Below are 25,873 nucleotides of genomic sequence, written 5' to 3'. Positions count from 1 at the left end.
ATCATGAATAGAGCTAGAACCAATGCAACAATCCAAAAAGTTAATGAAAAAGACACCATGCCACCTCCTGTAAAACTACCTCGCTATACTTATTATACCATTTAATTTTTATTTAAAAAACAAAAAATTAGTGGGTACTGGACGAAGACTTCCATCAGAAGGCTTGCTCACGACTCTTCCATTGAAGATTAGGGAAGAAGAACCTCCACCATCTAAATTATAGGCATCACGTACACCTAATTGAAGCAATCTATCTTGAAGTTCTTGTAAAGTCGCACCTGATCCACCACTCTCATTATATCCATCGATAACGATAACCAGCAGTTGGTCATCTTTATAATTGCCAATAACCGTACGTGGTGCCCGAGCAGGTGATGTTTGCCATTGCAATGGTATAGGTACCTTCTGACCATTGTGGAGTAATACGGGGACAAAGGTTGCCCCAAACGAAGGATTTAGATGATCAAGATCCTCCTTGTTGTGAAATTTCCCCCCAATGAGCTTACCCGATTTATCTAAGCCTACAAAGAAGAGATCTTTAAAACTCGATTCAAATCCGGTCAGATATTGTCCATTCATAATCGTTGTACTTAGAGGATAACGTTTGCCCTTTCCATCAGCAAATCCTCCAGCATTGATGCCAGCAATAGCGCCATAACGTTGTACAGCCGCAAGCGTCGTCTCAGAACCACCGACAACGTCACTACCTAGACTCATTTTCATTGCCTTAGGATCTTTAAGTTTTATCTTCATAGCGTGACCTTGATATACGCCGGGGTTAACTTTATAGAGTTCAAGGGTTATACGATCACTCGTTACTTTTTGATAAGGTGTGCCAAGTTTAGAAGTGATTCTTCTATTGTAGATGTACTCAGGCTTAAGTGCTTGTGATATAGTTGTCTTTACGATGTTATTTGTAGTATCAAGTGTTTTTTGATATAACTCTGATGTATGACGTATCGTTGCAAGGGTACTATTTACAATTTCTTCTGCATCATTCAGTTGGAGTACAATGTCTTTCGATGTATCATGAATAGAACCATTAGGTAGGTAGAGACTCGTATTCATATTTAATTTCACAGATGGATGGATGAATATGAGACAGAATATAACCCCGATAAAAGGTGCTGTTGCTAGTAAGAAAAAGCGATTGATCTGCTTGACTTGCAATCTCATTTGAGAAGGTCCATCTTTTTCTGTAGAGTGTCAAGTTGTTTCTTGACCTCATTTAGTTGTGTATACAATTTATTACTGTTATCGGTTTTAGTTGTCGCATTATCCTTAGTGAATGTAAGTAATTCATTAAATGATTGCACCTTGCTATTCAGTTCCTCGACTTGAGCGGATAGTTCTGTGAGTTTTAACTCATATTCCGTTTTTAATAGAGTCATCTGTTGTTGATTTTCATTTTGCAGTTGTTGGAGCATGTCCTGTTTAAGCTCGTTACTATACATATACGCGGCTGTTATCCCGATACTAATTAGCATGATCCATAGTAGCAAGAAAGCTTTGACAGAAGGTCCACGTTTGGTTTTGGGACGTTCATAGTTAGTCTCCGTTGACGAAGGCATAGTGATCACCTCATCTTAATCTATTATTTTTGACAAGTTCCCATTCTATCATTACCTTATCAATTTCGCAAAAAACCAAAAATTCACACAATTATCGATATTAAATGTCGATTATTGTAACTAGTAAGATACAATTTCGTTATGTCTGTCTACAATGACTGGGAGGATTTTATACATGTCGCTAGTTTGGCGAGTCGTTATCTTGGGTGGTCAGCCCACGAGTATGTTAGGTACGAAGTTAATTCTAGAAGAACAAGCTTATCTAAATGTGACAGGAATGACAGTAGGTATTACTGAAGGAATACATATGGTTAAAGAAATGCAACCGGATTTAGTTCTCCTTGATTATTTATGGTCAAAGGGTAGATTGGAAGGTGTTTTGGGGCAAATTAAGTCGCAATCGCAAGCAAGCCATGTTGTTATTGTATCGGATGAAGAAGGGCTGCTCAGAGCTCAATCATTACTTAATCTCGGAGCAAGCGGGATATTATCTGAACAGGCTTCTCCAACACAATTGCTTCTTCTCATAGAGGGTCTTCGTGAAGGATATACCTTTATACCATTAGAGTGGTTGAAGAATGGGATATGGCCGGTGACTTCGCCACAGAATACACATGACTTCTTCCAACTATCGGAGACAGAAATACTTATCATGCGGCGTGTCGTTCGAGGAATTACATATGATAAAATAGCAACAGAAATTGAACTCAGTCGCAGATCGATAGATAATTATTTACAAAGAATATATGTGAAGTTGGGCGTTAACACGCGAGCCCAAGCCATCGAAAAGTTTGCCGTTTATTCGTCTCCGATCCGCCCTTTATACATATAATTATAGTGGCTTGTAGCCATATAGAGGAGGGTGGTCTATGAAGTACTCTTTGCAAGATTCATCGATAACACTCGCAGAGGAGCTCCCAGATCAAGATTTATTCCCGTTGATAGCTGAGCATACAACAGACGATATTCTGCCAATGCAGAATGAAAGCTCAGAGGGATACATGCCACTTAGAGCATGGCTTCAGTCCGAATGGCAGCAATATAAGGGAATAGAAGTAGATGTTAATCAGATCCTGTTAACAACGGGTAATGAGCAGGGGATGGAGTTACTGACACGTGTTTATGTAGATCAGGGAGATACTGTGCTTGTTGAGAATCCTACGTCACCGAGTATTCTGGAGTTATTGCGGATGCGGGGGGCGACGATTATTCCGATTGATGCGGATGCGCAAGGGGTACTTCTTCATGCACTAGAAGAATTCATCAATACTACAAGTCCCAAATTCCTATTTGTGACTCCTAATTTCACGAATCCAACAGGAGTTATTTGGAGTCTAGAGAGAAGAGCACAAGTACTTGACCTATGTCGGAGACGTCACGTTTTGATCGTGGAAGATGATACGTACGGAGATCTTTATTTTGACGAAGCAATGGATCCAGTGTCATTTAGTACGCGATATCCATCATTATTTAGACTTGATGGAGGTCAAAAAGTGGGAGGACAAGTGCTATATTTGGGATCATTTAATAAAACGGTGGCACCTGAATTACGAACAGGATGGGTAATTGGAAAGCGTAAGTTGATTGAATTGATGTGTGCTGAGATGCCCTTAGGAGACTGTCAATCAAGTGCCTTGAATCAACGAATATTATATCAATTACTGGTATCCACAACTTTTGATTGGCGTAATCATATTGCTCTAGTGAGACGTGAATATAACATTCGACTGGAACTGATGAAGAAGTTGTTAAACCAACCTGTATGGCGAGGTGCTAGGTATGATCTTCCTTTAGGAGGAATGTTTATATGGATCCAGCTGCCAGAAGGTCTGCGGAGCGAAGCTTTATTGAAATGTTCCATTCCTAAGGGGGTAGATTTCTGCCTAGGAGCATTATGTTGTGTGGACAAGGGGGATGGTTTTGATAGAATTCGTCTTAATTTCACCCAACCCAGGAGAGGTGAATTAATACAAGGTATGCAATTAATTAGTGAAGCCGTAAGTGAGTTCACGGCTAGAAGTTAGTCAGATTGTTCTGTTTCATATTCCGTGATGTTAGCTAATGACTGAAGTGAAGATGATACCTCGAGGACGTTGCGATACTGCTCTAAAGCAGTAATACCTAAAGGCGTAAGGGTATAACGACCACGAGAGACGCGCTCAAACCAACCATAATAATTATGTTGTAGTATGGAAGATGCATTTCCTATGCCAGTAATGTTACGTAGGGATGCTGGAGATACGCCGCAAGATTCAGCATGCTGAAGGGGGAGGGCGATACGAAGTGCTTTTTCCTTGTATGCTGTTACGAGCTTCGCACGATTGCTTCCACCTATATTATAATCCCCACTACGTTCACGGAACTCATTAACTAACTTTGATTGACGACGTTTGTTCTTTGTCTGAGGTTTCACATGGTCAGTAGGCTCTGTGAGGATCTCAACAAACGGTTGTTTGGTCTTGTAAAAGGTAATTGTGATTAGTCCAAGGCCTAAACGTCGGCATAGCGTTGACAATTCACCCCAACGTTGGTTTACAGCCCCTCGTTTAGCGCGGCTACGTTCAACAGCCAAATATACGTGTGAGCTCATCTTGAGGCGTTCCATCCCTTGCAGTAACAGCGAGAGATTGAACGTCTTCTTCATTTCTACAATTAAAGGTTCAGTCTGTTCTTCATGTATTCCTACTAAGTCACAATGACGTACTTCTCCCTTAATGACATATCCTTGTTCCTCAAAAAAATGTTTTAAAGGTTCATATAGTTCGGTTTCGTGTTGAATGGCCATGTAGAGGTCTCCTTCATTGACTTTTTCCACGCGTAATTCGTTATCAATTATAGCATTTCTAAAAAGACAAACTCTATATTGATAAAAATAGGTCAACTAAACCCACTTTCTTGCATAGGTATGTAGTACACTTTTTCAAGCTATAAGGGGTTGACCTAAAAGCGATACGAAGTGTCGCTCGCATCGGAAGCATAAGCTAAAAGCGATACGAAGTGTCGCTCGCATCGGAAGCATAAGCTAAAAGCGATACGAAGTGTTGCTTGCAACGGAAACATAAGCTAAAAGCGATACGAAACGTCGCTTGCACCGGAGGCATGAACTCCTTAAAAGGACGACGAGACTGTTTCTATTTGGTGATGCCAGTTCCAATCATAAGTCATAGGAGGTACCAATCATGGATATTTTCGAACGTGTAGCAGCTTATCGTGCAGAGAGCAATCAGTTGGAGTGGAATGGCATATTTAAAGATTACATTGAATTACTTCGAAAAGATCCCACGCCTGCCATGACTGCTCATTCTCGTGTGTATGAAATGATCGATTCATATGGCACAGAGGTTGTTAACGGACATAAGAGGTATAAATTTTTTGACCAAGATATCTTTGGACTGGATCGTTCTGTTGAGAAGCTTGTTGAAGAGTATTTTCACTCATCAGCTAGGCGTCTAGATGTTCGTAAGCGGATACTACTACTTATGGGTCCTGTTAGTGGAGGGAAATCAACGATCGTAACCCTTTTGAAACGCGGAATGGAGAGATTCTCGAAGACCGATAAAGGTGCGGTGTATGCAATTGATGGGTGCCCGATGCATGAAGAACCACTGCATTTAATTCCGATGGATCTGCGTGCTGATGTGGAGAAAGAACTGGGCGTTCGAATTGAAGGTAGTTTGTGTCCTTCTTGCCAAATGAGATTGAAGACGGAATATGGTGGAGATATTGAAAAAGTACATGTGAAACGGGTATTGATATCTGAAGAGGGACGTGTAGGGATTGGAACATTCAGTCCGTCGGACCCGAAATCACAAGATATAGCCGATCTTACGGGAAGTATAGATTTCTCTACGATTACAGAGTTTGGATCGGAATCAGATCCACGTGCGTATCGCTTTGATGGGGAATTGAATAAGGCAAATCGTGGTTTGATGGAATTTCAAGAGATGCTGAAATGTGATGAGAAATTCCTGTGGAACCTACTATCTTTGACGCAGGAGGGAAATTTCAAGGCGGGAAGGTTTGCATTGATTTCTGCAGATGAACTCATCATAGCCCACACGAATGAAACCGAATATAAATCTTTCATTTCTAATAAGAAGAATGAAGCACTACAATCACGTATGATCGTTATGCCGATTCCATACAACCTGAAGGTATCGGAGGAAGAGAGAATATATGCTAAATTAATAGGGCAAAGCGATATGAATCACATTCATATTGCCCCACATGCGCTTAAAGCTGCGGCCATCTTCTCAATTCTTACTCGCCTTAAAGAGACTAAGAAACAAGGGATGGATCTCGTCAAGAAAATGCGTATGTACGATGGTGAGGAAGTTGAGGGTTATAAAGAAGCAGATTTGAAGGAAATGCAGAATGAATATCTAGATGAGGGGATGTCGGGCGTAGATCCACGTTATGTCATTAACCGAATTTCTAGCGCGCTCATTAAGCAAGATCTTCAATGTATTAATGCTCTCGACGTACTAAGAGCTATCAAGGATGGACTAGATCAACATGCGTCCATTACAAAAGAAGAACGTGAGCGTTATCTTAATTTCGTAGCTATCGCACGTAAAGAGTATGATGAGCTTGCTAAGAAGGAAATTCAAAAGGCATTCGTATATTCTTTTGAAGAATCAGCTAGAACATTATTTGAGAATTATCTCGATAACATAGAAGCATTCTGCAACTGGTCCAAGATTCGTGATCCGCTAACGGATGAGGAAATGGATCCAGATGAAAGACTGATGCGTTCTATAGAAGAACAGATCGGGGTATCGGAGAATGCGAAGAAAGCATTCCGTGAAGAAATTCTCATCCGTATCTCTGCCTATTCGAGAAAAGGTAAGAAATTCGAATACAATCATCATGACCGACTTCGTGAAGCGATAGAGAAGAAGCTGTTTGTTGATCTGAAAGATATCGTGAAGATCACGACTTCCACAAAGACACCAGATGGGAACCAACTGAAACGTATTAATGAAGTAAGTAAACGTCTTATCGAAGATATTGGATACTGCCCCATCTGTGCAAATGAGCTGTTGAAATATGTAGGAAGCTTACTGAATCGTTAAGCTAGAGGTATGTTGAAGTAAGATGAATGAATTTAAAGATAACCTGGCGACTCCATAAATTTGGGGGACCTAAGGTTATTTTTATTTGTTAATAGCTGAACAAATAAATGGATGCATAACAAAGGACACACAGATATGCGTGTCCTTTGTTATGCATCCATGAGTAGTAGCTTCGTCGTTGTTGGCTGCTAGATTAAATGAATTTTCTAGCGGTCTTCTTTCCGTCAAATGTAAATAGTACCGTTTTGTTCTCCATCGTCGTTTCTAAATGTATGGTTCTACCCCATAACCTATGAACGTAAGGCAATGTACGCTCCACATATTTGAGATCTAGCTCGGTTCCTTCATACATGTGCTTTAAGAATAACTCACCGTTATCATCATAGTTACCATCTTGTACAACCAAGTAAGGGAAACCGCCATTTACGCGAGAGTAGACGAGTTGATCCCGAACATTCTCCCATGATTTATCGGTTATGGTCCACTCGGGACCTTTTTTCTCAAAAACATATAAGTCCAAGTCATCCGCGAGCTTTTTCGTCATATAATTACGAATGAAAGAGGTATCCGAGTCTAATTCTCGCACTTCAAATATTTTGGCCCTCCCTGACCCAGGTTTAGATCCTATGAGAAGTGAATCATTACCCGTAGGGGTATCCCAACGTTTCTCAATATCCTCAAATATTTTGAGCCCAAGATAATAAGGGTTTAAGCTATTCTTTGAAGGCTGTACGACCCCTGAGTTGAGCTTGGCATATTCAATGGTTTCTTCGGATGTAAGGTCTAATTCTCGTAAGATGCGTTGATGCCAATAGCTAGCCCAGCCCTCATTCATAATCTTAGTCTCCATTTGCGGCCAAAAGTAGAGCATCTCATCTCTAAGCATCGTTAGGACATCACGTTGCCAAGGTTCTAAATTAGGGGAGAATTCTTGGATGAACCAAATGAGATCTTTCTCTGGATGTGGAGGGAACTTCTTGGGCTGATTTATGTTACGATTGTTATTCTTGTTGTCTCCATCTAACGCCCATAAATCCTCGAATCCTGTTACCAGTGCGTCTGGTTTCTCATGACCGGAGTCAGTTATTCCATCGCCATTGCGGTCGTATCGGTTCCGACGATATGGACTAACGAGGTCAGGATCGACGTGCTCTTGGATCGCCAGTACCGCATCAAGGAATTCTTCGATTTGTTTATGACCATACTTGATCTCGTACTGACTGATTCGCTCTGCAGTGGCAGACATGCTCTCCACCATGCTAGGATTTGTTTTACTGAAACGGGCATTGTTCTTAAAGAAGTCGCAGTGAGCAAGGACGTGTGCCACAATCAATTTGTTCTGGATTAATGAATTTCCATCAAGCAAGAAAGCGTAGCAGGGATTAGAATTGATAACTAGTTCATAAATTTTTGACAACCCGAAATCATACTGCGTCTTCATTTTGTGGAAAGTCTTCCCGAAGGACCAGTGCGAGAATCGGATGGGCATGCCGTAGGCTCCGAATGTGTAAATAATGTCTGCGGGACATATTTCGTAGCGCATTGGGTAAAAGTCCAATCCGAAGCCCGTGGCAATCTCGGTGATTTCTGCTATGGAACGCTCTAGTGCGGTTATTTCATCCTGATGCATGCTAATGAGCTTCCCCCTTTCTGTAAGGAGAAAATTTAGGTTCATATGATGTATATGTGAGAAGGAGCGGAGATATTCGACATTGATCGTTCCTCTCCTTGGCGTATCCTATTGTTAAGGTTATGTTGTATGATAAAGATAAGTGTAGAATTAACATGGTAACGAGCAGATATGTTATTGTAGATAGTTATGAGAAATGATTTGTTGTAACAAAAAATAAGATGGTTTTTATTTCATGTTGGAGGTAAACACATGACTTTAATTAATAAGTTAACGAATCAAGATGAATTTACTGGCTTTTATATATTGAAAGAGCTAGAAGTGAAACAGACAAATGGGACACCACCTAAGGATTACTTTGATATTGTCCTTGGAGATGCAAGTGGTCAACTCTCAGCGAAGTTCTGGGATGCGAGTGCTACAGATAAGGAAACATTCTTTCCTATGGATCTTGTGAAGGTGCAGGGTATCGCACATACCTACCGTGAACGGCTACAAGTCAAGATTTCAAAGATGCGTAAAGTAACAGACGAAGATGGTGTGAACATAACAGACTTTATTCGTGCTGCTCCAGTTAAGCCAATAGATCTGTTGTATACCATTAAGCAGACGTTAGATAGTATTCAAGATGAAGAGATGCGTACGATTGTTAACTTCTGTGTTACCAAAGTAGAAGATAAACTGTTACATTATCCAGCTGCTAAAATGCACCATCATGCCTTTTACGCGGGATTGTCTTATCATATGGTTCGCATGTTGGAACTTGGGGAATTTATCTGCAAACAGAGACCATTTCTAAATGCAGATCTGATCAAGGCAGGAATTATTCTACATGATATAGCTAAGACGGAAGAGCTAACAGCGGAGCTTGGAATCGTTAAAGAATATAGTGTTCAAGGTAAACTCCTAGGGCATATCTCTATGGCATCGAATTGGATTACGGAAGCAGCGATAAGATGCGATATTGATCTTCACTCTGAGAAAGTGATTTGTTTACAGCACATGGTCCTATCCCATCATAACTTAGGTGAGTGGGGCAGTCCCGTTCAGCCACAAATGGCAGAGGCTGTAGCTCTTCACTTCATTGATGCTATGGATGCTAAGTTACAGATGGTCGAGGATGCGCTGGATACGACCCCGGAGACAGAGGAATGGACGCCTTTCATTCGTGGATTAGAGAATAAAGCGATTTATCGCATGAAGAAGGAGCTATAACATATGCCTCTAGAAATTGAACGTAAGTTTCTTCTACCTGAAATGCCCGTATTATCAGCAGAGGAAGAAGGCAAGCTACAATTCCGTACGGAACATCGTATTGAGCAGACGTATCTTGCCATAGATAGTAATCAGGAATTGAGAGTTCGTAGGATCATTGATTTAGATACGAATGAAATGACGTTTACCCATACATTCAAGAAAGGTAATGGCCTTAGCCGTGAGGAGATTGAATATTTCATCTCGGAGGAGATATATGATCAAATTGTCCAGGCATTTGACGCTATCCCTTTAACTAAGAATCGAATTACGGCAGTATGGGAAGATAGTGTTATTGAAATTGATTACTATGATCAAGTTGAGCTGATCGTGGTTGAGGTCGAATTTGATTCCATTGAGGAAGCGAATGCCTTCGTAGCACCACATTGGTTCGGTAAAGATATAAGCGCAGAGAAACAGTATAGTAACAAAAAAGTATGGAAAGATCTTCAAGAACAATTCTCCGAGTAATAATGAAATGAATTAGATTTAGATTTCTCACAAGGTCACCTTCGTATAAAAGCGACTCTCTCAGCATATCTATGTAAAAAAGGGAGAGGCGTGAATTCATGGAGACGAAAGTGAAACGATATTTTCAACTGAAAAAGAAGCAAAAAGAAATAGAACAGGAATTAGGAGATCTTAGAAATGAAATCATCAGTCACTGTTCGCAAGAAGAGCTGACAGAACTTCAAACAGGTCATTATCATGTGAAGATTGTGTCTCAGGATAGAAAAGAATATGACGATAACAAGCTATATGATGCCTTACCTGATCCGAGTGTCTGGAGGATGATTTCAAAAGCCGATCCTACCAAAATTGCTAGTCTTATCAAGTTGAATGTCATTTCAGAAGAAACAGTGAAAGATACCATAACGATTAAGAAGATCTCATTGCTTCAAGTGAATCGAAATTCATAATGATCGTGAATTGAATCATAGGATCATGGATGAGTAAAAAACGCTCGTGTGATCACTGAAGTGCACCCCTTAGAATAAACATTGGAATAAACCCCTGGTTTATTTATCCGATGTAATTCTGGGGGTATTTTTTATTGTCAATAAAGAGGTTGTTTTCCATAAAGATAACAAATGAAGACAATAAATAGTAATACAGTACATTTTAAGAGTGCAATGCTGGCTATATAATTGTAAATGTAAGCGTTATCATCAAATGAAAAAGGGGAATGCTAAATGAGTAGGAAGCTATTTTCGTTAGGATTTGTTATTATTTTAATATTTTCGTTATCCTTAACGGGCTGTGGTTCAAGTAAGGGTAATAACAACGCTGGAACAAACTCAGAGAAACCTGCTGCAAATACAAACGGAGACACTGCTGGAAATGCCACAACAGAACCAGCGGTTGATGAATCTACAGCTATTAGTGGTGAAATCACATTCCTGACAAATAGAACAGATATGATTGGTAAAGAGTATGACGAATATGCAAAGCGCTTTAATGAGAAATATCCTAATATTAAAGTTGAATTCGAGGGCTCTCAGACCGATTACAACCAACAAGCCAAAGTTAGAATGGCTAGTGGTGAACTTCCGGATGTGATGTTCATTCCGCAGATTCCTAACTCTGATTTACCGAAATACTTCGCATCCTTGGATGATCTTGGTTTGACTGATCAGGTTACCTTCAAAGATTTCAAATCGCAGGACGGTCAATTATATGGTATTACAACGGGTAACTCTACTTCGGGGATCGTGTACAACAAAAAAGCCTTTGCAGACGCCGGTATCACGGACATACCTAAAACTTGGGATGAATTCCTCGCGGCCTGTGAAAAGCTGAAAGCTAACGGAGTTATTCCTTTGGCTTCCAACTTCAAGGATAAATGGCCTCTTAATACGTGGGCTTTCGATACGCCGCGCCTCATTGCAGGTGATCCTAATTACCCCAATGAAAAGCTGAACCAAGACGCTCCATTCACGATGGATACGGGTTATGGTAAGGCCTTCGGCCTGCTCAAGGAGTTAAATCAAAAGGGATATTTAGAAAAGGACATTAACTCGACAAACTGGGAGCAATCAAAAAAGGACATCGCATCCGGCAAGTTCGCTATGTACTATCTAGGTAACTGGGTCATCAATCAGATTATTGGCGCGGGAACTACGTCTGATAATGTAGGATTCTTCCCATTACCATATGATAATTCAGGAACAGTAACGGCTACATTGAGTCCTGATAACTTCTATGCTGTGGCTAAGGATAGTAAACATATAGATGCAGCTAAAGTATTTCTGAAATGGATGATAGAAGAATCAGGATATGAAGACTTTGCCGGATTTATCTCACCTCTGAAAGGCAAAGAATCTAAACTCACTCAACTAAAAGAATTTCAGGCTACAGGCGTAACGTTGGTGGAAGGAACTGTAGATGATCCTAAAGTTACCGAGATTAGCAACAAAGCACAACTTGATCTTCCAGCAGTGGTTCAGGAGTTCGTTCTCGCTAAGGACCCACAGACCGTCTTAGACAAGTGGAATAAATCATGGGCTAAAGCGAAAAAGGATCTTGGATATTAATGAGAATAGCATAATACTCTAAAACACGAGTTCTAGTAGCTGTAATTCTCGGTGCATAATGGATTATCGCTTCTATGGATAATCCATTTTGTCGTCAATTCCAATTCTTTTAAGAAAGAGGGATGTAACGATGTTTGAATCGATTTCTTATCATAAACAGAAGACTATTATTATCGTGTCGTTCCTATTGATTCCGATGATACTACTTGGGCTATTCACGTATTACCCAGCGGTGAAATTGATATATTATAGCTTTACAAATTGGGATGGATATAGCCCGGAGAAGCCTTGGGTCGGACTCAGTAATTATAAGGAGGTTTTCGCAAATTCCGACATCTTCAAAGTATTTCAACATAACTTCGCTTATTTAGTGATGGGCATACTCCAGAACATCGTAGCAATCTACTTCGCGATCATTCTGAGTAGTAAGCTACGGGGGAAAAATGGATTTCGTATTATACTCTTTCTTCCATACATTATGAACGGAGTGGCTGTGGCCTTTATGTTTGGCTTTGTATTTGATACAACTAATGGTTCGCTTAATATGTTGCTGAATAGTATCGGATTAAGCAGTCTTGGAAATACCAGCTGGCTTGGAACAGAGGGTCTTGTCAATTACTCACTCGCTTCTACAGGGTTCTGGAGATTCATGGGCTATAATATGGTCATATATATTGCCTCTCTGCAGGCTATTCCCCGAGATATTTATGAGGCTGCCAAAATTGATGGCGCGAATGCCATGCAAACGTTGTGGAGAATTACGCTTCCTAATATGAAGGCCGTTATTCAATTGAACTTATTCCTTACCGTAACAGGTGCATTAGAAGTATTTGACCTTCCGTTTGTACTAACTAAAGGTGGACCAGCGGGAGCCAGTCAAACATATGTTATGCGTGTCATAGAATCAGCCTTTGCTTATAATAATTATGGTCTTGCCTCGGCAATGAGCATCATTCTGCTTCTCTTTGTTGTCATTGTACTGCTACTGCAGCAATTTGTTCTTAGTCGGGGAGGAGATAAGTAGACATGAACAACTCCAAATTTCATTTTATTGATTATATAAAATATGTTACGTTGCTCATTGGCGTTTTCGTCGTTCTATTTCCGCTATATGTGGTTATTGTTAATGCTTTTAAGTCTACAGATGAATTTAATGCTAGTAGCTCTTTGACGCTTCCAAAAAGCTTTTTTAATATTGACAACTTCATAACTGTGTTTCAACGTGGTGGATTGTTAACTGGTTTTGGTAATGTACTTATCATTATTATTATTACATTGACCTTTAACATTCTATTAGGGACAATGGTAGCATATGTACTTGGTAGATTTTCCTTTAAGTTGAAACGGATGATATTCGGAGCTTATCTCGTAGCTACAGTCATTCCCAGTATCACTACTCAAGTGGCTACCTTTGGGATAATTAAAAGTCTGGGCCTTTATAATACCTTGGGTGCCCCGATTGTATTGTATATTGGTGCGGATGTCATTCAGATTATTCTTTATTTACAGTTTATCCGTAATATCCCTTACGATCTTGATGAAAGTGCTATGGTCGAAGGTGCATCCCTCTTTAGAATTTATCGTTCGATTATCTTTCCATTGCTTACTCCGGCTACGGCGACCTTGGTTATTCTAAAAACGATAAGTATATACAATGACATGTACATTCCTTATCTTTATATGCCCAAACAAAGCCTTGGGGTAGTTACGACTGTTCTCATGCGATTTCAAGGCGTGAATTCGGCGGACTGGAATATGATCTGCGCAGCTATTTTACTCATTCTGCTGCCTACAGTGGTCTTGTACGTGTTCTTACAGCGGTACATCTTTGAAGGGGTTACTAGCGGTTCTGTTAAGTGAGAGAAGATAGGTTTTATGGCTACTAGGTAACTGGGTCCAGAGGAGTTTTAAGAATAAAGAGTAGGGAAAGGAAACATAGCTATGTTCTCATATATTCGAGGGATATTGCACAAAATGTGGCTGTTCCTTGCAAACCTGCCAATGGAGCGAAAGCTGATCATCATATTTGTGTTTCTGATCTCGATGCCTATCACCTATGTGAGCTACCTTTCTTCTCGTTCAATGGTTAATTCCAATTTAAAAAATGCCACGGAGAGCGCTATCCAGATGACATCGAATGCCTCGGATACGATTGACCGATATATTGCCGACTTAAAGAGATATACGGCATTACCACTATATAACACCGATGTTCAGCGCTATCTAGAGCAGAAGAATAACGACTGGGATAAGAATGTAAGCATGTCGATGTTTCTAAGTTATCTGAGTCATACAAAGGAAGAGATTCTAGCTGTTTATCTGGTAGACAAATACGATTACATTTTTAATGATAAAGATCCTAGGATCAATGAGTTATTCCCCGAAGATCGACTTACGAGATGGAAGTTACTGACTGAAGAAGCTGGGGTAGCCCCTATCATTCTTGGCAAGCATTTGATTCGTTATAATTCGTATGAACATAGGGAAGTCATCAGTGTTCTCCGTACCATTTCTTCAGTGAGCACATTGAAACATATTGGTATTCTTGTGTTTGATGTGGATATCAGTTTGTTCAAAGGCATCATTGGCCCTGTAAATGCTGTTACTCAGGGTAATACCCTGATTGTTGATGACAAAGGTGAAGTAGTGTACGCCGGTGATGAAACGGCTAATAATCTGGTTCCTAAGTATAAGATTTTACTAAATAAGATAGATCAACCTGAAGGCCATTTCCAAATCACATCCGAGGGTGAATCTTATTTAGTAGCTTATACTGTTTCGGAGCAGACTGGCTGGACAACGATGGTAACCATACCACTGGTCCGAATTCTTTCACCGGTGGAGAAGAACCGTAATACGCTTATGTTTACCACATTATTGATTATCGCGTTTGCGCTGTGCGTAGCCACCATCATTTCATACGCGTTAACCAAGCCATTGAAATCAATGGTACGATTAATGAAACAGGTGAAGTATGGAAATCTAGACGTATGGATTCAACCTAAATATAACGATGAAATTGGAATGCTAGGGATTCATTTTAACCGTATGATTATACGGATGAAGGAATTGCTCCAGGAAGTATCAATAACTGAGAAACGCAAACAAAAGGCCGATATGCGAGCACTTCAGAACCAAATTAATCCTCATTTCATTTACAACACACTGGAGTCTATCCGTATGCTGGCTGAGTCCAATGATGATCCGCGTGTAGCAGAGCTCACTTATTTACTTGGTCTACAGATGCATTATGGAATCGTTCGTAGTGAGGAATCCGTTACGATCAGACATGAACTCGACCATGTCCGGAACTACTTTAATCTGCTGGAAATTCGCTTTCCAGATAAATTTCAACTAATCATTGAAGTACCAGAGGCGTTTCTTCAACTTCCTATCATTAAGCTTGTGTTCCAGCCGATTGTCGAGAATGCGGTATTTCATGGATTAGATCAAAAGATGGGTCCAGGTACGCTTACCATCTCAGCTTGGAGAGAAAATGGGAAAGCTGTATTCTGTGTTGAAGATGACGGTGTTGGTATGGATAAGATCATACTAGATTCTTTAAATAACAGCCTAATGAATGCAGCATCTGGAGAAATGTTCGGAATCGGACTTCGTAACGTTAACGAACGGATTCGGCTTCATTATGGCAGCTTGTTCAAGCTACACGTGGAAAGCGAGCCAGGGAAAGGAACACGTGTTATTCTCCATATAAAGGATTCCTCTTAAAGAAACAATGAATGATGTAGTGAACGGAAGGAGGTTATTCGGATTGCTACGTATTGTTATTGTTGATGATGAAATTTTAATACGTGACGGTATGGCTAGAATGATCAGTAAAGAAAACGTTGAATTCCAAGTGGTTGGTATCTTCCCTGATGGGATGCAGATGCTAAATAAGTTACCACAACTCGATATCGATGTTGTTATTACTGATATTCGCATGCCTCAAATTGACGGATTGGAGCTAATTAGAGAGCTTAAAGTCAGTCATCCCCATATCCGTTCCATTCTAATAAGTGGATTCGTTGAATTCAATTATGCAAGAGAGGCCATTCGCTGTTCCGCTGTTGATTACTTGCTGAAGCCGATTAATAAGGAACAATTATTTGAGTTGCTTTACCAATTAGATGAAGAGAAGAGAATACAGGCGGACAATAATGAACGTCAACGATCTGGGTTGCTCCTCACGTTACTTCAAGTGGAGGAGCCTTCAGCCATTTTTTTGGACAATTTCATCTTGCCTTATCCTCATTTTTCGATATTTGTTCTTAAAGGAAGTCATCCAGAAGCTGTTTGGCATGCTACAGCTACTTTACGACAAGAGAAAGTCTTTCTATTCGATTATATAGAAATACAGAATGGTATTCATATTTGGATCTGTTACTCTAAGGAGATACTCAGTTCTGTGACGCATCAAATTATCGAGAGTTATGTACAAGCTTCGTCTTCAGATTATTCCTTACATGTGGGCACGAGCCACTCCTATATGGAAGTAGACAAGATAAGGCTTGCCTATCTTGAAGCAAAGCATGCCTGCGATGCCGGTATCTATACGACTTCTACTTTTCATTATGCACACGTTAGAGATCTCAAACAGTCGGTTGCGGATATCGCGGAACTATTTAATACTTTCCGCGATTCACTAATTCATGAGCTTCAGATTCTAAATTTGACTGGAATAATGAAAGAACTTCATAATGTATTCTCTGCTGTTAGGACTCAGCGTTGTTCGACAAACATGATTATTAGTATCTGCCGTATGGTTGAAGAAACAGCAGAAAAAGAACTACCAGAGTTCGAGGTAATCGACAGAGGAAATAACGCAGTCGGGTATAAAAAAATCCAGTCTAGCATGTCTGTGAATGAGATTGAGACCCTCTTTAACACTTCTTTTTCAGCTAAGTTGACTGAAATCCGTGTCCAGCGTCTAAAAGGATCGGATAAAGCGGTAGAAGTTGTAAAGCGCTGGATTACGGCCAACTATAATCAACATGCTGAACTGAATACATTAGCTAACATGGTATATTTAACACCAAGTTACCTGAGCAAGCTGTTTAAGCAGGAAATAGGGCTAACCCTTACGGACTACATTATTGAAGTCCGTATTACGAAAGCCAAACAATTACTTAGAAATTCACTTGATATGAAAGTGCATGAAATAGGAGCAGAGGTCGGATATGTGGATCCTGCTTATTTCAACAAGTTATTCAAGCGTGTTGTTGGCATCACGCCTAATGAGTATAAACGTATTTCGATATAGATAAAGCTGAAATTGTGATGAACGTTACTAAAAAAAGGGTGTCCCTAGTCATAGTATCAATGACATTTGGGACACTCTTTTTATAGTTATTTATGCAAATTCTTGATCTTCATAATCGGATTTCATCGATCATTAACTTTGAATATTTGATAAGATGACTTCTCCAACCTGGAGTTTGTCACCTCTGTTGTTTTGTAACTCCAGACGGTAGTATTGAAAAGCTCTATCAACGATATGAGGGTTCAAATAGTAGGTATTCTTTTGATTGCGATTAACGAATGTTACATTTTCCTTCATATCAAGCCATGTCCAATTAATGCCGTCATGAGATCCTCTTAAGGTCCAGTTCTTAGGGTCCGCCTCTTTCAGATCATTGGCAGCAGTAATGGCATAACTATTGATGAAAGTAGGTACACCATAATTAAGCTCCAACCAACCACGATTCTCAGTTGTCTGCCATTTCGTATTATTGTCGCCGTCTATGGCATATTCTTTAATCCCATTAGGAGCATTTTCACCACTAACAGTTATTTCAGGAAATGGAGGAAGTGTTGGTTTTGTTGGTGCGAATGACTGTTGGTATTGATCCCATAATGAGTCTACATCTTCCCCTAAGACTGTCTTAAATACGTCTTCCGTCCAATTCACCTGACTAGCATTGATGATGCGTAGGATTCCGGCGTGTTTGTTTTCAGTGAGCCAAAGTAAAAAGTTGTCAGTGTGTTGGCCATCATCCCATGTTCCCCCTTTTTTCTCGGTATAACGATCGTTATATCCGTAAACCGAACGTGCCATATCAGCTACACCTTCTGTCAAATAGCCGGGAAGAGTGCTTTGGCTATTGTATTGATACAGATGACCTAGCTCGTGATAAAGCATGCCTTTGATTTCTTCTTTAAGCAGCTTTATAGTTTATAGCATCATTCTTAGTGGTTGGATTGTGGAGGTAACATTATATGTATCTCTAAGGTGTGTACTGGAGAAATCGACGTACCCCCTTTGAGAGTCTGTGCCTGCAACGTCACCGGGGGTATGGAGACCAATATCAATTTTCTTGGGATTATTAGTAAGCTCTTTCGGATCATTAAATAGCTTGCTGGCAACATCACGTGCTATTGCTGTTATTTCCTGCTGATAGTTCGGTAGGGCTTCTTCGAATAAATGACTGTTGTCAGCAGTATCGATATCATTCAACACATAGATCGGATCGATCGCATGCCATTTATCTTTCGTACTGGATAACGTTACTTCTCCAACCTGGAGTTTGTCACCGCTGTTATTCTGTAACTCCAGCCGATAGTATTGATAAGCAGTATTAGAATCTAAAAAGTAGTGGATTTTTTGATGACGCTTAAAGAAAACTTCGTTATCCTTCGAATCAATTTCAGTCCAATTACTACATATTCCTAAATCTACCAATTATAGGTTTAAATACTATCATTATCCCTATTGAGTTAATGGAGTTATATTGTCTGATTTTGGTTGAAATATGTCTAAAATGGAATAAAAGGATGAAAAATAAGAGTTTAGTAGAATTGGACGTCATTCCATTGAGTCATTAAAAACGCCATTGCTACCTCCTGTAATGAGGAGGTAGCAATGGCGTTATGTTCCTATTTCATGTAACATCATGCGAAATGATACTCAGACAACTTAATTTTGTATAACTTCACGCTTATGAAAAAAGGTCTTCAGTGCTTGATATACCTCACCTTTTTCTTTGATAACGTAATACATGAATTGATCTATTTTAATGTTTCGGTAGGCAGACATCAGGGTGCTGCTCCGGTTGTATTGATTGATCTCGCCATATCCGAACATGTTACTGACCTTAAGTAATTCACCAATCAGCTTCACGCAGCGCTCATTGTCTGATGTTAAATTGTCACCATCGGAGAAGTGGAAGGGATAGATATTGAACTTGGCAGGAGGATAACGTTGATCAATAATCTCGAGTGCCTTCTGATAGGCAGATGAACAGATGGTGCCACCACTTTCCCCACGCGTAAAGAACTCATTCTCGGTTACTTCTTTAGCCTCCGTATGGTGGGCAATAAATACAATATCAACATTCTCGTACTGTTTGCGCAAGAAACGATTCATCCAGAAGAAGAAGCTACGAGCACAATATTTCTCGAATGAGCCCATGGAGCCTGAAGTATCCATCATTGCGATAATGACAGCATTGGAATCGGGAACCACAACGTCTTCCCATGTTTTGTATCTTAGATCATCAGGATTGATGCCATGAATACCTGGGTCACCAGCTGATGCATTTCTACGTAAGTTCTCAAGGATTGTTCTTTTCTTATCTAGGTTGGACATCATTCCTTTCTTACGAACGTCATTGAAGATGATCTTGTGCGTCTCAATCTGTTCCTTGTCTTTCGATTGTAAATGGGGAAGTTCTAACTCTTCAAAAAGCATGTTCTCTACCTCTTCGATACTGATTTCTGCATCTACAGTATCTTGGCCTGGTTGATCGCCTGCCTTATCACCCTTGCCTGGTTTCTGTGCGGGGTCCCGACCGAGAACGTCTCCAACTTGGCTATCCCCATCGCCTTGCCCAACATGTTTTTGCTTCTGGAAATTATAAACAAACCTATATTCGTCCAGACTTCGAATGGGAACTTTAATAATCTGTTTTCCATCAGACATGATGATATTTTCTTCGGTGATGAGGTCAGGTAAGTTCTGCTTAATCACATCACGTATTTTTTGTTGATGGCGGACTTGATCTTGGTATCCTTTTCGGTGAAGAGACCAGTCTTCGCGAGAAACAATGAACGAATAAGGCTGGGGTGACGATGACATAGTAGACACCTCCCAATGGTTTATACGGCACAGTGTGGTCTGTTATTAAGTAAGTATATTCACGGGGAGAGGGGTTATGTGATAGATAAGTGTGAATAAACAAAAAGACTGCTGTTGTGACTCAGCAGTCTTACGATATGTAACGAAATCTGTTAATGGAAATCATACATTTAGATTAAACTTGAAATTTCAAGTTGTTGCTTTTGTAGAAATTGAATAATTAATGGGAGGGCTTTTAATGTTTCTTTGGATTCATGTAAGAGAATAATGGATCCAGTGGACTTGCTATTCATAATGTAATGAAGTATTTTTTGCGAATCTCGTGTATTCCAATCTTCAGGATCATTATTCCACAATACCATTCTCATGTTGCTATTTGCGACAAGTGCATTGAGATTGTCATCTCGCGATCCATAAGGAGGTCTGAACAGAAGAACAGGTTTGTTTATGATTTGCTGAATGAATTGATTGGTTTGATGTAGCTCATATTGCTGATCGGTAGCAGATAATTGCGGTAGATTAGCATGAGTCATAGAATGATTTCCTATAGAAAATCCGTTAGCATCTACATACTTGACAGCTTCAGGGAATTTGCGAACTTGGGTTCCAACGAAAAAAAAGGTTCCCCCAACATTATATGTATTCAGAATATTAACGATTTCCTTCGTATAAATGGAAGGACCATCATCAAAGGTTAAGGCGACTGATCCAGAAGGTACATTGAAACTGACTGCCTTGACCAGAGTAACCTTAGTTGGTATTTTAGGTTCTGCAACTTCCGAAGTCAGGATTACCTCTGGTAGGATCTTTTCCTCTAAAGGAGCAGTTAGATTTGATTCATAATTCTCAGGATTCTCTTCAGATGCATATGTAACTGGCGCGGGTATATTAGGAGATACGGTGAAGACATTCGCAAATACTTTCTCACTTATATACGAATACTCTGGAATGTAGAGAAAGGATAACATAGCTATGATTACGGTGGATATGAGTAATCGTGACCCTCTAGTCATCAATTTTCTATTTGATTTCAAAGAGGTAATCCCGCTCAACTCGACATTCACCATTTGAGCTTCCTCTACAACGGGTTGAGGTGTAATAAAGGGCATGAGACTTAATGCATCCAGATTTTGAATTTCTCTCAAGGTTGAAATTTGTGCTGAATAGGACTCAGAGCATGCAAACATAATCTTTTCGCTAACTCCACGATTATATTTCGTTAAGTAACTATAGTGATGATTATGCGTTGCATTGAAATAGCACTGCAAGGATAATCTGTATTTGACCCTCTGCGTTACATCAGTAATATTTATAATATGATCTGCTGTATAAGCATCAAGTTCCCATTGCAATAGTATAGATTCTTTAAAGGCAAATTTGATATGAATGGTATAGGTATTGGTTCCTTTATCAACAGATAGAAGTTCCAGCCATTTCTCAGTGTAAGAGTGGATAGAGTTTCCCTCCTTTCAGGAGTGAGTAGAGATGTTCATTCACTTGGAGGTGCAAATGAAAAAGACATGCGTGTCGTGAAATCTGTAATGGTCTGTAATAGTTGAGCTTTTTCTTCCACAATTTTTTGATGTTGGCTTGAGATGTTTAAGTTCTCTGCTTCTGAATCTCTTAGTTTCTCTTCTAGTTCTTGAGTCTTTTGCATACTTTCGTATTGATGTTTGGTAAACTCTTCGCTTAGATGAGCGTATTTATTTCTTTCTTTTTCAAGCTGATATTTTAAATTCTCGATTCCGCTATTGGAGGAGCTCTGAAAGTCTTTATAATCCTCAAGGAGTTGATCATAGCTCATTTGTTTACTCGTCAATTTATCCTCAAGACCTCTGAATTCATTCTCCTTCTCAAGAATCAAATGTTCCCTCTTACTTAACTCATTCTTAAGACGATTAATACTTTCATTTGCGTTAAATAATTGATCTTCGGTATCTTTACTTTTAAATTGGGACAATTGGCGGTCATTCAATAAATTCTCAACAGCAACAACTAAATCGAAAGCTGTTTTATCCTGTTTTAGTAATTCATAGTCAAGTTTCGAAGGATCGTTACTCGTCTCCACATGCTCAATTTCATGACCCGCTTGCGTGATTATATGATTACTTTCTGACTCGGTGCGAGCGGTTAGAACATTTTTAAACCATCCCCTTGTTTTACTAGTGGAATTAATGTTATCAGCCACAAAATACAGCTCCCTTTAAATCGATTCATTATTTAGTTGTTCGTATAAAATGACAATTAAAGATCATAATTAAAAAATCCTACTATATAATATCGGTTTTTAGATCGATTATTTTTAGTGTTATTTCGACATAAAAAGCCCGTGTCTGTAGGCTTGGATTTTCGATAAATTCATAGGTAATTATAACTGCAGGTCTAGTTGTATAAGACTTTACAGGGAAAATCGATAGCGTTTAACGACGATTCGTAATGTAGGAGTTGATAAGAAAATGAATGGAATTTCGACAAAATCCATATTACTAGGACCTAGTATTCAGATAGATCCTTTGTTTCCCTATTACTTAAATCGTACAGCGGAGAGTATAGCTGATGAAATTAAAAATGCGGGTTATCTTATCGTCCATTATTTCGTTGTGGATGAGTACAATGTATCAAGCGATTTAATTGGTGCTTTTCATAAACGGGGGATTACCGTATGGGCAATGGTTATTGGGAACGGAACCTTCGATACGCGTCATTTACCCACACATTGGCAAGATTGGCGGATGGGTATGCTGAAAGATCCTAAGGATGGATTCGAGAGATTGTCTCTTTTTGCTCCGGAATATATAGGATGGAAGAAAGCAGCATTATCTCGACTGGTGCAAGAGTACCCTTTTGATGGAATCGAAATTGCAGAACCTTATTTTCCTGAATGGGATGGTATACAAAGAGGGATATATGGGGATGTAGGGAACTTCGCAAGTGCAGCCTTCCATAAGGAGTGTGGTATGGACATACCGAATTTCACGAATAAGCAAGCGTCCAATTATTATCTGAACACTCCTGAAATATATAGTCAGTGGATTTCATTTCGAGTAAGGGCTGTAAATGGATTTGTTGATGAGATGATCAATGGGGTGGATGGCGTAAGGTCGGTTCGTCCAGATATACGAGTAGCAACTTGGTCTCTTGCTGTGAACTCACCAAATGCAGTAGAGAAAATAAAGGAATGGCAAGGGGTTGACGCGGTATCTATGATTGGGCTTGTGAAGCCAGATATTCACTTTCTACAGACGCATTGGCCAGACTGGATGCAAAGGTTATTGTCACCCGATTATGTTAAGGGTTATCAAGTCTTTGCATCACAGATTAGAGCGACATATCCTAGCCTCCCATTAGGTATTCAGACGGATATTGGTTCGTTATCAGCAATGGTTCGGAGTAGAGAATGGTTGAACCAATTTCAGAATACCGTGTATGATTTGGGGTATGACACATGGAGCGCATATGAATATCATTTGGGAGGACAGTAATCATTCTATCCTCTTTATAGAAGCCTTAAGTTGATATCAATATGAGAGGCAGAGTTTGACATTGAGTTTTTGAAATGATAGATTCTTCCTACGAAACATAAGGATTCAACAGAGGAGAATGAGATAATGAGTATTTATTCATTTACAGCTAACAATATTCGTGGGGTAGAGACAAGCCTTGAACAATTCAAGGGGAAAGTAGTGTTAATAGTGAATACGGCAAGTGGATGTGGATTTACTCCACAATACTCAGATATTCAGAAGTTATATGATAAATATCAGGAACAAGGGTTGGTAATATTAGGATTCCCATGTAACCAATTCGCTGAGCAAGAATCCGGCAGTAATGATGAAATACATACCTTCTGTCAATTAAATTATGGCGTTACGTTTCCACTGTTTGAGAAAGTGGATGTACGAGGGCAAGAGAAGATGCCATTATTCTCATATTTAACTGAACAAGCACCATTTGAAGGATTTGTACTGAACAATTCTTCAGCCAAAATGCTGAATGCTATGTTAAATGATAGACATCCAGAGTTATTAATAGGCAACGATATAAAATGGAATTTCACTAAATTCTTGATTAACCGAGATGGTGAAGTGGTTAGTCGATTTGAGGCACCAGTCGATCCATTAGATTTAGAGCCTGCCATTGAAGCTGAATTGAACAAATAAAATATAGAATAAAAAAAGTTCTAGAAGCTTATCAATAGCTTCTGGAGCTTTTTATATATATTAGAATGGAAATAGTTGAAATGTACTTTGTGTAGATTTTATTGAAACATGATGAGCTTAATTCCCTATTAATCGTTTATAATGTAGATAAATAGGCTGGATCTATTGAAGAAGACTTTAATGGAGTGATGAGATGCAGACACAAGATCAATACAATCGCAGCCTAAGAGACTTGAGGATTTCAATAACAGACCGCTGTAATTTTCGATGCAGATATTGTATGCCAGAAGAGATATTTGATACAAATTATGCTTTCCTACCTAAGAAACAAATGATGAGTGTTGACGAGATTATACGCTTAGCTCAACTATTTACGGCTCTTGGTGTACAGAAGATACGTATTACTGGTGGAGAACCACTACTCCGTAAAGATTTGCCTGAAATTATTGAACGTGTATCTCAAATTCCAGAAATTGAGGATGTTGCGCTTACAACGAATGGTAGTCTTTTGGCTAAACATGCTCAATTATTGAAGGATTCCGGGTTAATGAGAGTGGCAGTAAGTTTAGATTCATTAGATGACTCTACGTTTATGCATATGAATGGTGGTCGTTCTCATGTGCAACCTGTTCTAAATGGAATTGAGGCAGCCGCAGAAGCGGGACTTAAGGTCAAGGTGAACATGGTAGTACAAAAAGGTATGAACGTTGAATCCGTTCTCCCTATGGTAAGTTACTTCCGAGATCGAGGGCATATTCTTCGTTTGATTGAATTTATGGATGTTGGAAATACAAATGGGTGGAATTGGAATCAAGTGGTAAGTAAGAAAGAGATGATAGAACGGATTCATTGTGAGTGGCCGTTAGAACCAATGGAGCCAAATTATTCTGGTGAAGTTGCTTCACGCTATCGTTTTCTAGATGGAAAAGGAGAGATTGGTATCATCTCATCCGTAAGTGATGCATTCTGTTTTACGTGTACAAGAGCGAGATTGTCCTCAGAGGGCACGTTATATACATGCCTATTTGCAACAAAAGGCTATGAATTACTCCCATTACTTCGCTCAGGTGTTTCTGATGAAGACATTACATCGCATCTCGTTGATATATGGTATAACCGTAATGATCGATATTCTATAGATCGAGGTAAGAATATTAAAGAAGGAACTAAGGTTGAAATGTCTCGTATTGGTGGTTAATTCTAAATGATGATTTGTAATGCCAAAAAGGGTTGGGACGAAGACAGTAATTGTCTCAGTCCCAACCCTTTTTTTGTACTCATCTATAGAGCAGATAATAATTGTAGTCTGACTACCAGGTTATCTTGCTTACATTGTTTTTGGAGTTATTCTCAGATGGGTTAGAAGGGAGAACTAGATAAAATAAATCGGATGTTTCTTCCACCATTTGAAGCTTAATGTGTTCGGGAATGATGACCCCGAGTGCTTCTTTGATAGCCCTTTTAGGATCAGACAAGAGTTGTGCTTTGAAACTTGGATCTTCCCATGCTTTATTAATGATTTGAGTTTGAAGAAGAGCCTGATGCGTCAATAGAATCACCCTTTCAAATGGT

At 39.5% G+C, this 25,873-nt stretch carries 24 protein-coding genes; 14 read left to right on the top strand and 10 right to left on the bottom strand.

Annotation, left to right across the window (positions count from 1 at the left end):
- Window positions 1-108 precede the first annotated feature (108 nt).
- A complete protein-coding gene (locus PBAT_RS00835) occupies window positions 109-1,176 on the bottom strand; it encodes a phosphodiester glycosidase family protein (protein ID WP_068645858.1) in 1,068 nt (355 codons plus the stop codon).
- Window positions 1,173-1,580 carry a hypothetical protein gene (locus PBAT_RS00830; protein WP_420848712.1) on the bottom strand — a complete coding sequence of 136 codons (408 nt, stop codon included), beginning with the start codon at window positions 1,578-1,580 and terminating at the stop codon, window positions 1,173-1,175. The genes PBAT_RS00835 and PBAT_RS00830 overlap by 4 nt, the downstream gene beginning before the upstream one ends.
- A 166-nt stretch (window positions 1,581-1,746) precedes the next feature.
- Between PBAT_RS00830 and PBAT_RS00825 the strand changes: the two genes are divergently transcribed.
- Window positions 1,747-2,403 carry a response regulator transcription factor gene (locus PBAT_RS00825; protein WP_068645856.1) on the top strand — a complete coding sequence of 219 codons (657 nt, stop codon included), beginning with the start codon at window positions 1,747-1,749 and terminating at the stop codon, window positions 2,401-2,403.
- 37 nt (window positions 2,404-2,440) lie between these two features.
- On the top strand, window positions 2,441-3,595 hold the full coding sequence (locus tag PBAT_RS00820) for an aminotransferase-like domain-containing protein (protein WP_149466385.1): 1,155 nt from the start codon (window positions 2,441-2,443) through the stop codon (window positions 3,593-3,595).
- Here the strand turns inward: PBAT_RS00820 and PBAT_RS00815 are convergent.
- A complete protein-coding gene (locus tag PBAT_RS00815) occupies window positions 3,592-4,356 on the bottom strand; it encodes a DUF2161 domain-containing phosphodiesterase (protein WP_068645855.1) in 765 nt (254 codons plus the stop codon). The genes PBAT_RS00820 and PBAT_RS00815 overlap by 4 nt on opposite strands.
- 394 nt (window positions 4,357-4,750) lie before the next feature.
- Between PBAT_RS00815 and PBAT_RS00810 the strand changes: the two genes are divergently transcribed.
- Entirely contained in the window at window positions 4,751-6,646 is a 1,896-nt protein-coding gene (locus PBAT_RS00810) for a PrkA family serine protein kinase (protein WP_068645854.1), read from the top strand.
- Between the two features lie 193 nt (window positions 6,647-6,839).
- Here the strand turns inward: PBAT_RS00810 and PBAT_RS00805 are convergent, their stop codons facing one another.
- Window positions 6,840-8,276, bottom strand: a complete 1,437-nt coding sequence (locus PBAT_RS00805) for a SpoVR family protein (protein WP_068645853.1) — start codon at window positions 8,274-8,276, stop codon at window positions 6,840-6,842.
- Window positions 8,277-8,528: 252 nt separating this feature from the next.
- Here PBAT_RS00805 and PBAT_RS00800 point away from each other — a divergent pair, with 252 nt between their 5' ends.
- The 8 genes from PBAT_RS00800 to PBAT_RS00765 all read left to right on the top strand — a co-directional run bounded on the left by PBAT_RS00800 (window position 8,529) and on the right by PBAT_RS00765 (window position 17,327).
- Window positions 8,529-9,491 (top strand): 3'-5' exoribonuclease YhaM family protein, encoded by a 963-nt coding sequence (locus PBAT_RS00800; protein WP_068583025.1) that lies wholly within the window; start codon window positions 8,529-8,531, stop codon window positions 9,489-9,491.
- A 3-nt stretch (window positions 9,492-9,494) separates the two neighbouring features.
- On the top strand, window positions 9,495-10,001 hold the full coding sequence (locus PBAT_RS00795) for a CYTH domain-containing protein (RefSeq protein WP_068645852.1): 507 nt from the start codon (window positions 9,495-9,497) through the stop codon (window positions 9,999-10,001).
- Between the two features lie 98 nt (window positions 10,002-10,099).
- Window positions 10,100-10,450 carry a hypothetical protein gene (locus PBAT_RS00790; protein ID WP_068645851.1) on the top strand — a complete coding sequence of 117 codons (351 nt, stop codon included), beginning with the start codon at window positions 10,100-10,102 and terminating at the stop codon, window positions 10,448-10,450.
- 273 nt (window positions 10,451-10,723) lie between these two features.
- Window positions 10,724-12,064: an ABC transporter substrate-binding protein gene (locus PBAT_RS00785; protein ID WP_068645850.1), complete on the top strand. Its 1,341-nt coding sequence runs from the start codon at window positions 10,724-10,726 to the stop codon at window positions 12,062-12,064.
- 130 nt (window positions 12,065-12,194) lie between these two features.
- Window positions 12,195-13,088 carry a carbohydrate ABC transporter permease gene (locus PBAT_RS00780; RefSeq protein WP_068645849.1) on the top strand — a complete coding sequence of 298 codons (894 nt, stop codon included), beginning with the start codon at window positions 12,195-12,197 and terminating at the stop codon, window positions 13,086-13,088.
- Window positions 13,089-13,090: 2 nt separating this feature from the next.
- Window positions 13,091-13,924 carry a carbohydrate ABC transporter permease gene (locus PBAT_RS00775; RefSeq protein WP_068645848.1) on the top strand — a complete coding sequence of 278 codons (834 nt, stop codon included), beginning with the start codon at window positions 13,091-13,093 and terminating at the stop codon, window positions 13,922-13,924.
- Between the two features lie 141 nt (window positions 13,925-14,065).
- Window positions 14,066-15,793, top strand: a complete 1,728-nt coding sequence (locus tag PBAT_RS00770; protein ID WP_248912394.1) for a sensor histidine kinase — start codon at window positions 14,066-14,068, stop codon at window positions 15,791-15,793.
- A 43-nt stretch (window positions 15,794-15,836) separates the two neighbouring features.
- Window positions 15,837-17,327, top strand: a complete 1,491-nt coding sequence (locus tag PBAT_RS00765) for a response regulator transcription factor (RefSeq protein ID WP_068645846.1) — start codon at window positions 15,837-15,839, stop codon at window positions 17,325-17,327.
- A 132-nt stretch (window positions 17,328-17,459) separates the two neighbouring features.
- On the opposite strand, the gene PBAT_RS00760 is transcribed toward PBAT_RS00765, so the two are convergent.
- The 5 genes from PBAT_RS00760 to PBAT_RS00740 form a co-directional block, all read right to left on the bottom strand.
- Entirely contained in the window at window positions 17,460-18,215 is a 756-nt protein-coding gene (locus PBAT_RS00760) for a basic secretory protein-like protein (RefSeq protein ID WP_276326515.1), read from the bottom strand.
- A gap of 24 nt (window positions 18,216-18,239) precedes the next feature.
- Window positions 18,240-18,746 carry a hypothetical protein gene (locus tag PBAT_RS00755; RefSeq protein ID WP_068645844.1) on the bottom strand — a complete coding sequence of 169 codons (507 nt, stop codon included), beginning with the start codon at window positions 18,744-18,746 and terminating at the stop codon, window positions 18,240-18,242.
- 234 nt (window positions 18,747-18,980) lie between these two features.
- Complete coding sequence (gene yhbH, locus PBAT_RS00750; protein ID WP_068645843.1) at window positions 18,981-20,141, bottom strand: sporulation protein YhbH; 1,161 nt, start codon at window positions 20,139-20,141, stop codon at window positions 18,981-18,983.
- Between the two features lie 170 nt (window positions 20,142-20,311).
- Entirely contained in the window at window positions 20,312-21,328 is a 1,017-nt protein-coding gene (locus tag PBAT_RS00745; RefSeq protein ID WP_169810068.1) for a polysaccharide deacetylase family protein, read from the bottom strand.
- 302 nt (window positions 21,329-21,630) lie between these two features.
- Window positions 21,631-22,329: a coiled-coil domain-containing protein gene (locus PBAT_RS00740; RefSeq protein WP_246168296.1), complete on the bottom strand. Its 699-nt coding sequence runs from the start codon at window positions 22,327-22,329 to the stop codon at window positions 21,631-21,633.
- 268 nt (window positions 22,330-22,597) lie between these two features.
- Between PBAT_RS00740 and PBAT_RS00735 the strand changes: the two genes are divergently transcribed.
- From PBAT_RS00735 to moaA, 3 genes are all read left to right on the top strand, one after another.
- Window positions 22,598-23,623: a hypothetical protein gene (locus PBAT_RS00735; protein WP_068645841.1), complete on the top strand. Its 1,026-nt coding sequence runs from the start codon at window positions 22,598-22,600 to the stop codon at window positions 23,621-23,623.
- Window positions 23,624-23,749: 126 nt separating this feature from the next.
- Window positions 23,750-24,301, top strand: coding sequence for a glutathione peroxidase (locus PBAT_RS00730; RefSeq protein WP_068645840.1), 552 nt, complete (start codon window positions 23,750-23,752; stop codon window positions 24,299-24,301).
- Between the two features lie 193 nt (window positions 24,302-24,494).
- Window positions 24,495-25,499, top strand: a complete 1,005-nt coding sequence (moaA, locus tag PBAT_RS00725; RefSeq protein ID WP_068645839.1) for a GTP 3',8-cyclase MoaA — start codon at window positions 24,495-24,497, stop codon at window positions 25,497-25,499.
- A gap of 112 nt (window positions 25,500-25,611) precedes the next feature.
- On the opposite strand, the gene PBAT_RS00720 is transcribed toward moaA, so the two are convergent.
- Window positions 25,612-25,851, bottom strand: coding sequence for an NHLP leader peptide family RiPP precursor (locus PBAT_RS00720; RefSeq protein WP_068645838.1), 240 nt, complete (start codon window positions 25,849-25,851; stop codon window positions 25,612-25,614).
- Window positions 25,852-25,873: the final 22 nt, after the last annotated feature.

This window comes from Paenibacillus antarcticus, assembly GCF_001637225.1.
Taxonomy (GTDB): domain Bacteria; phylum Bacillota; class Bacilli; order Paenibacillales; family Paenibacillaceae; genus Paenibacillus_AQ; species Paenibacillus_AQ antarcticus.
The sequence above is the reverse complement of the archived record's forward strand: the minus strand, read 5'-3'. Positions and strand labels throughout refer to the sequence as shown.

What these genes read in the sequence shown, in the direction of transcription:
- PBAT_RS00835 (WP_068645858.1), bottom strand. Translation starts at nt 1,176, where the DNA reads ATGAGATTGCAAGTCAAGCAGATCAATCGCTTTTTCTTACTAGCAACA.
- PBAT_RS00825 (WP_068645856.1), top strand. Translation starts at nt 1,747, where the DNA reads ATGTCGCTAGTTTGGCGAGTCGTTATCTTGGGTGGTCAGCCCACGAGT.
- PBAT_RS00820 (WP_149466385.1), top strand. Translation starts at nt 2,441, where the DNA reads ATGAAGTACTCTTTGCAAGATTCATCGATAACACTCGCAGAGGAGCTC.
- PBAT_RS00815 (WP_068645855.1), bottom strand. Translation starts at nt 4,356, where the DNA reads ATGGCCATTCAACACGAAACCGAACTATATGAACCTTTAAAACATTTT.
- PBAT_RS00810 (WP_068645854.1), top strand. Translation starts at nt 4,751, where the DNA reads ATGGATATTTTCGAACGTGTAGCAGCTTATCGTGCAGAGAGCAATCAG.
- PBAT_RS00805 (WP_068645853.1), bottom strand. Translation starts at nt 8,276, where the DNA reads ATGCATCAGGATGAAATAACCGCACTAGAGCGTTCCATAGCAGAAATC.
- PBAT_RS00800 (WP_068583025.1), top strand. Translation starts at nt 8,529, where the DNA reads ATGACTTTAATTAATAAGTTAACGAATCAAGATGAATTTACTGGCTTT.
- PBAT_RS00795 (WP_068645852.1), top strand. Translation starts at nt 9,495, where the DNA reads ATGCCTCTAGAAATTGAACGTAAGTTTCTTCTACCTGAAATGCCCGTA.
- PBAT_RS00790 (WP_068645851.1), top strand. Translation starts at nt 10,100, where the DNA reads ATGGAGACGAAAGTGAAACGATATTTTCAACTGAAAAAGAAGCAAAAA.
- PBAT_RS00785 (WP_068645850.1), top strand. Translation starts at nt 10,724, where the DNA reads ATGAGTAGGAAGCTATTTTCGTTAGGATTTGTTATTATTTTAATATTT.
- PBAT_RS00780 (WP_068645849.1), top strand. Translation starts at nt 12,195, where the DNA reads ATGTTTGAATCGATTTCTTATCATAAACAGAAGACTATTATTATCGTG.
- PBAT_RS00775 (WP_068645848.1), top strand. Translation starts at nt 13,091, where the DNA reads ATGAACAACTCCAAATTTCATTTTATTGATTATATAAAATATGTTACG.
- PBAT_RS00770 (WP_248912394.1), top strand. Translation starts at nt 14,066, where the DNA reads ATGGAGCGAAAGCTGATCATCATATTTGTGTTTCTGATCTCGATGCCT.
- yhbH (WP_068645843.1), bottom strand. Translation starts at nt 20,141, where the DNA reads ATGTCATCGTCACCCCAGCCTTATTCGTTCATTGTTTCTCGCGAAGAC.
- PBAT_RS00745 (WP_169810068.1), bottom strand. Translation starts at nt 21,328, where the DNA reads ATGTTTGCATGCTCTGAGTCCTATTCAGCACAAATTTCAACCTTGAGA.
- PBAT_RS00735 (WP_068645841.1), top strand. Translation starts at nt 22,598, where the DNA reads ATGAATGGAATTTCGACAAAATCCATATTACTAGGACCTAGTATTCAG.
- PBAT_RS00730 (WP_068645840.1), top strand. Translation starts at nt 23,750, where the DNA reads ATGAGTATTTATTCATTTACAGCTAACAATATTCGTGGGGTAGAGACA.
- moaA (WP_068645839.1), top strand. Translation starts at nt 24,495, where the DNA reads ATGCAGACACAAGATCAATACAATCGCAGCCTAAGAGACTTGAGGATT.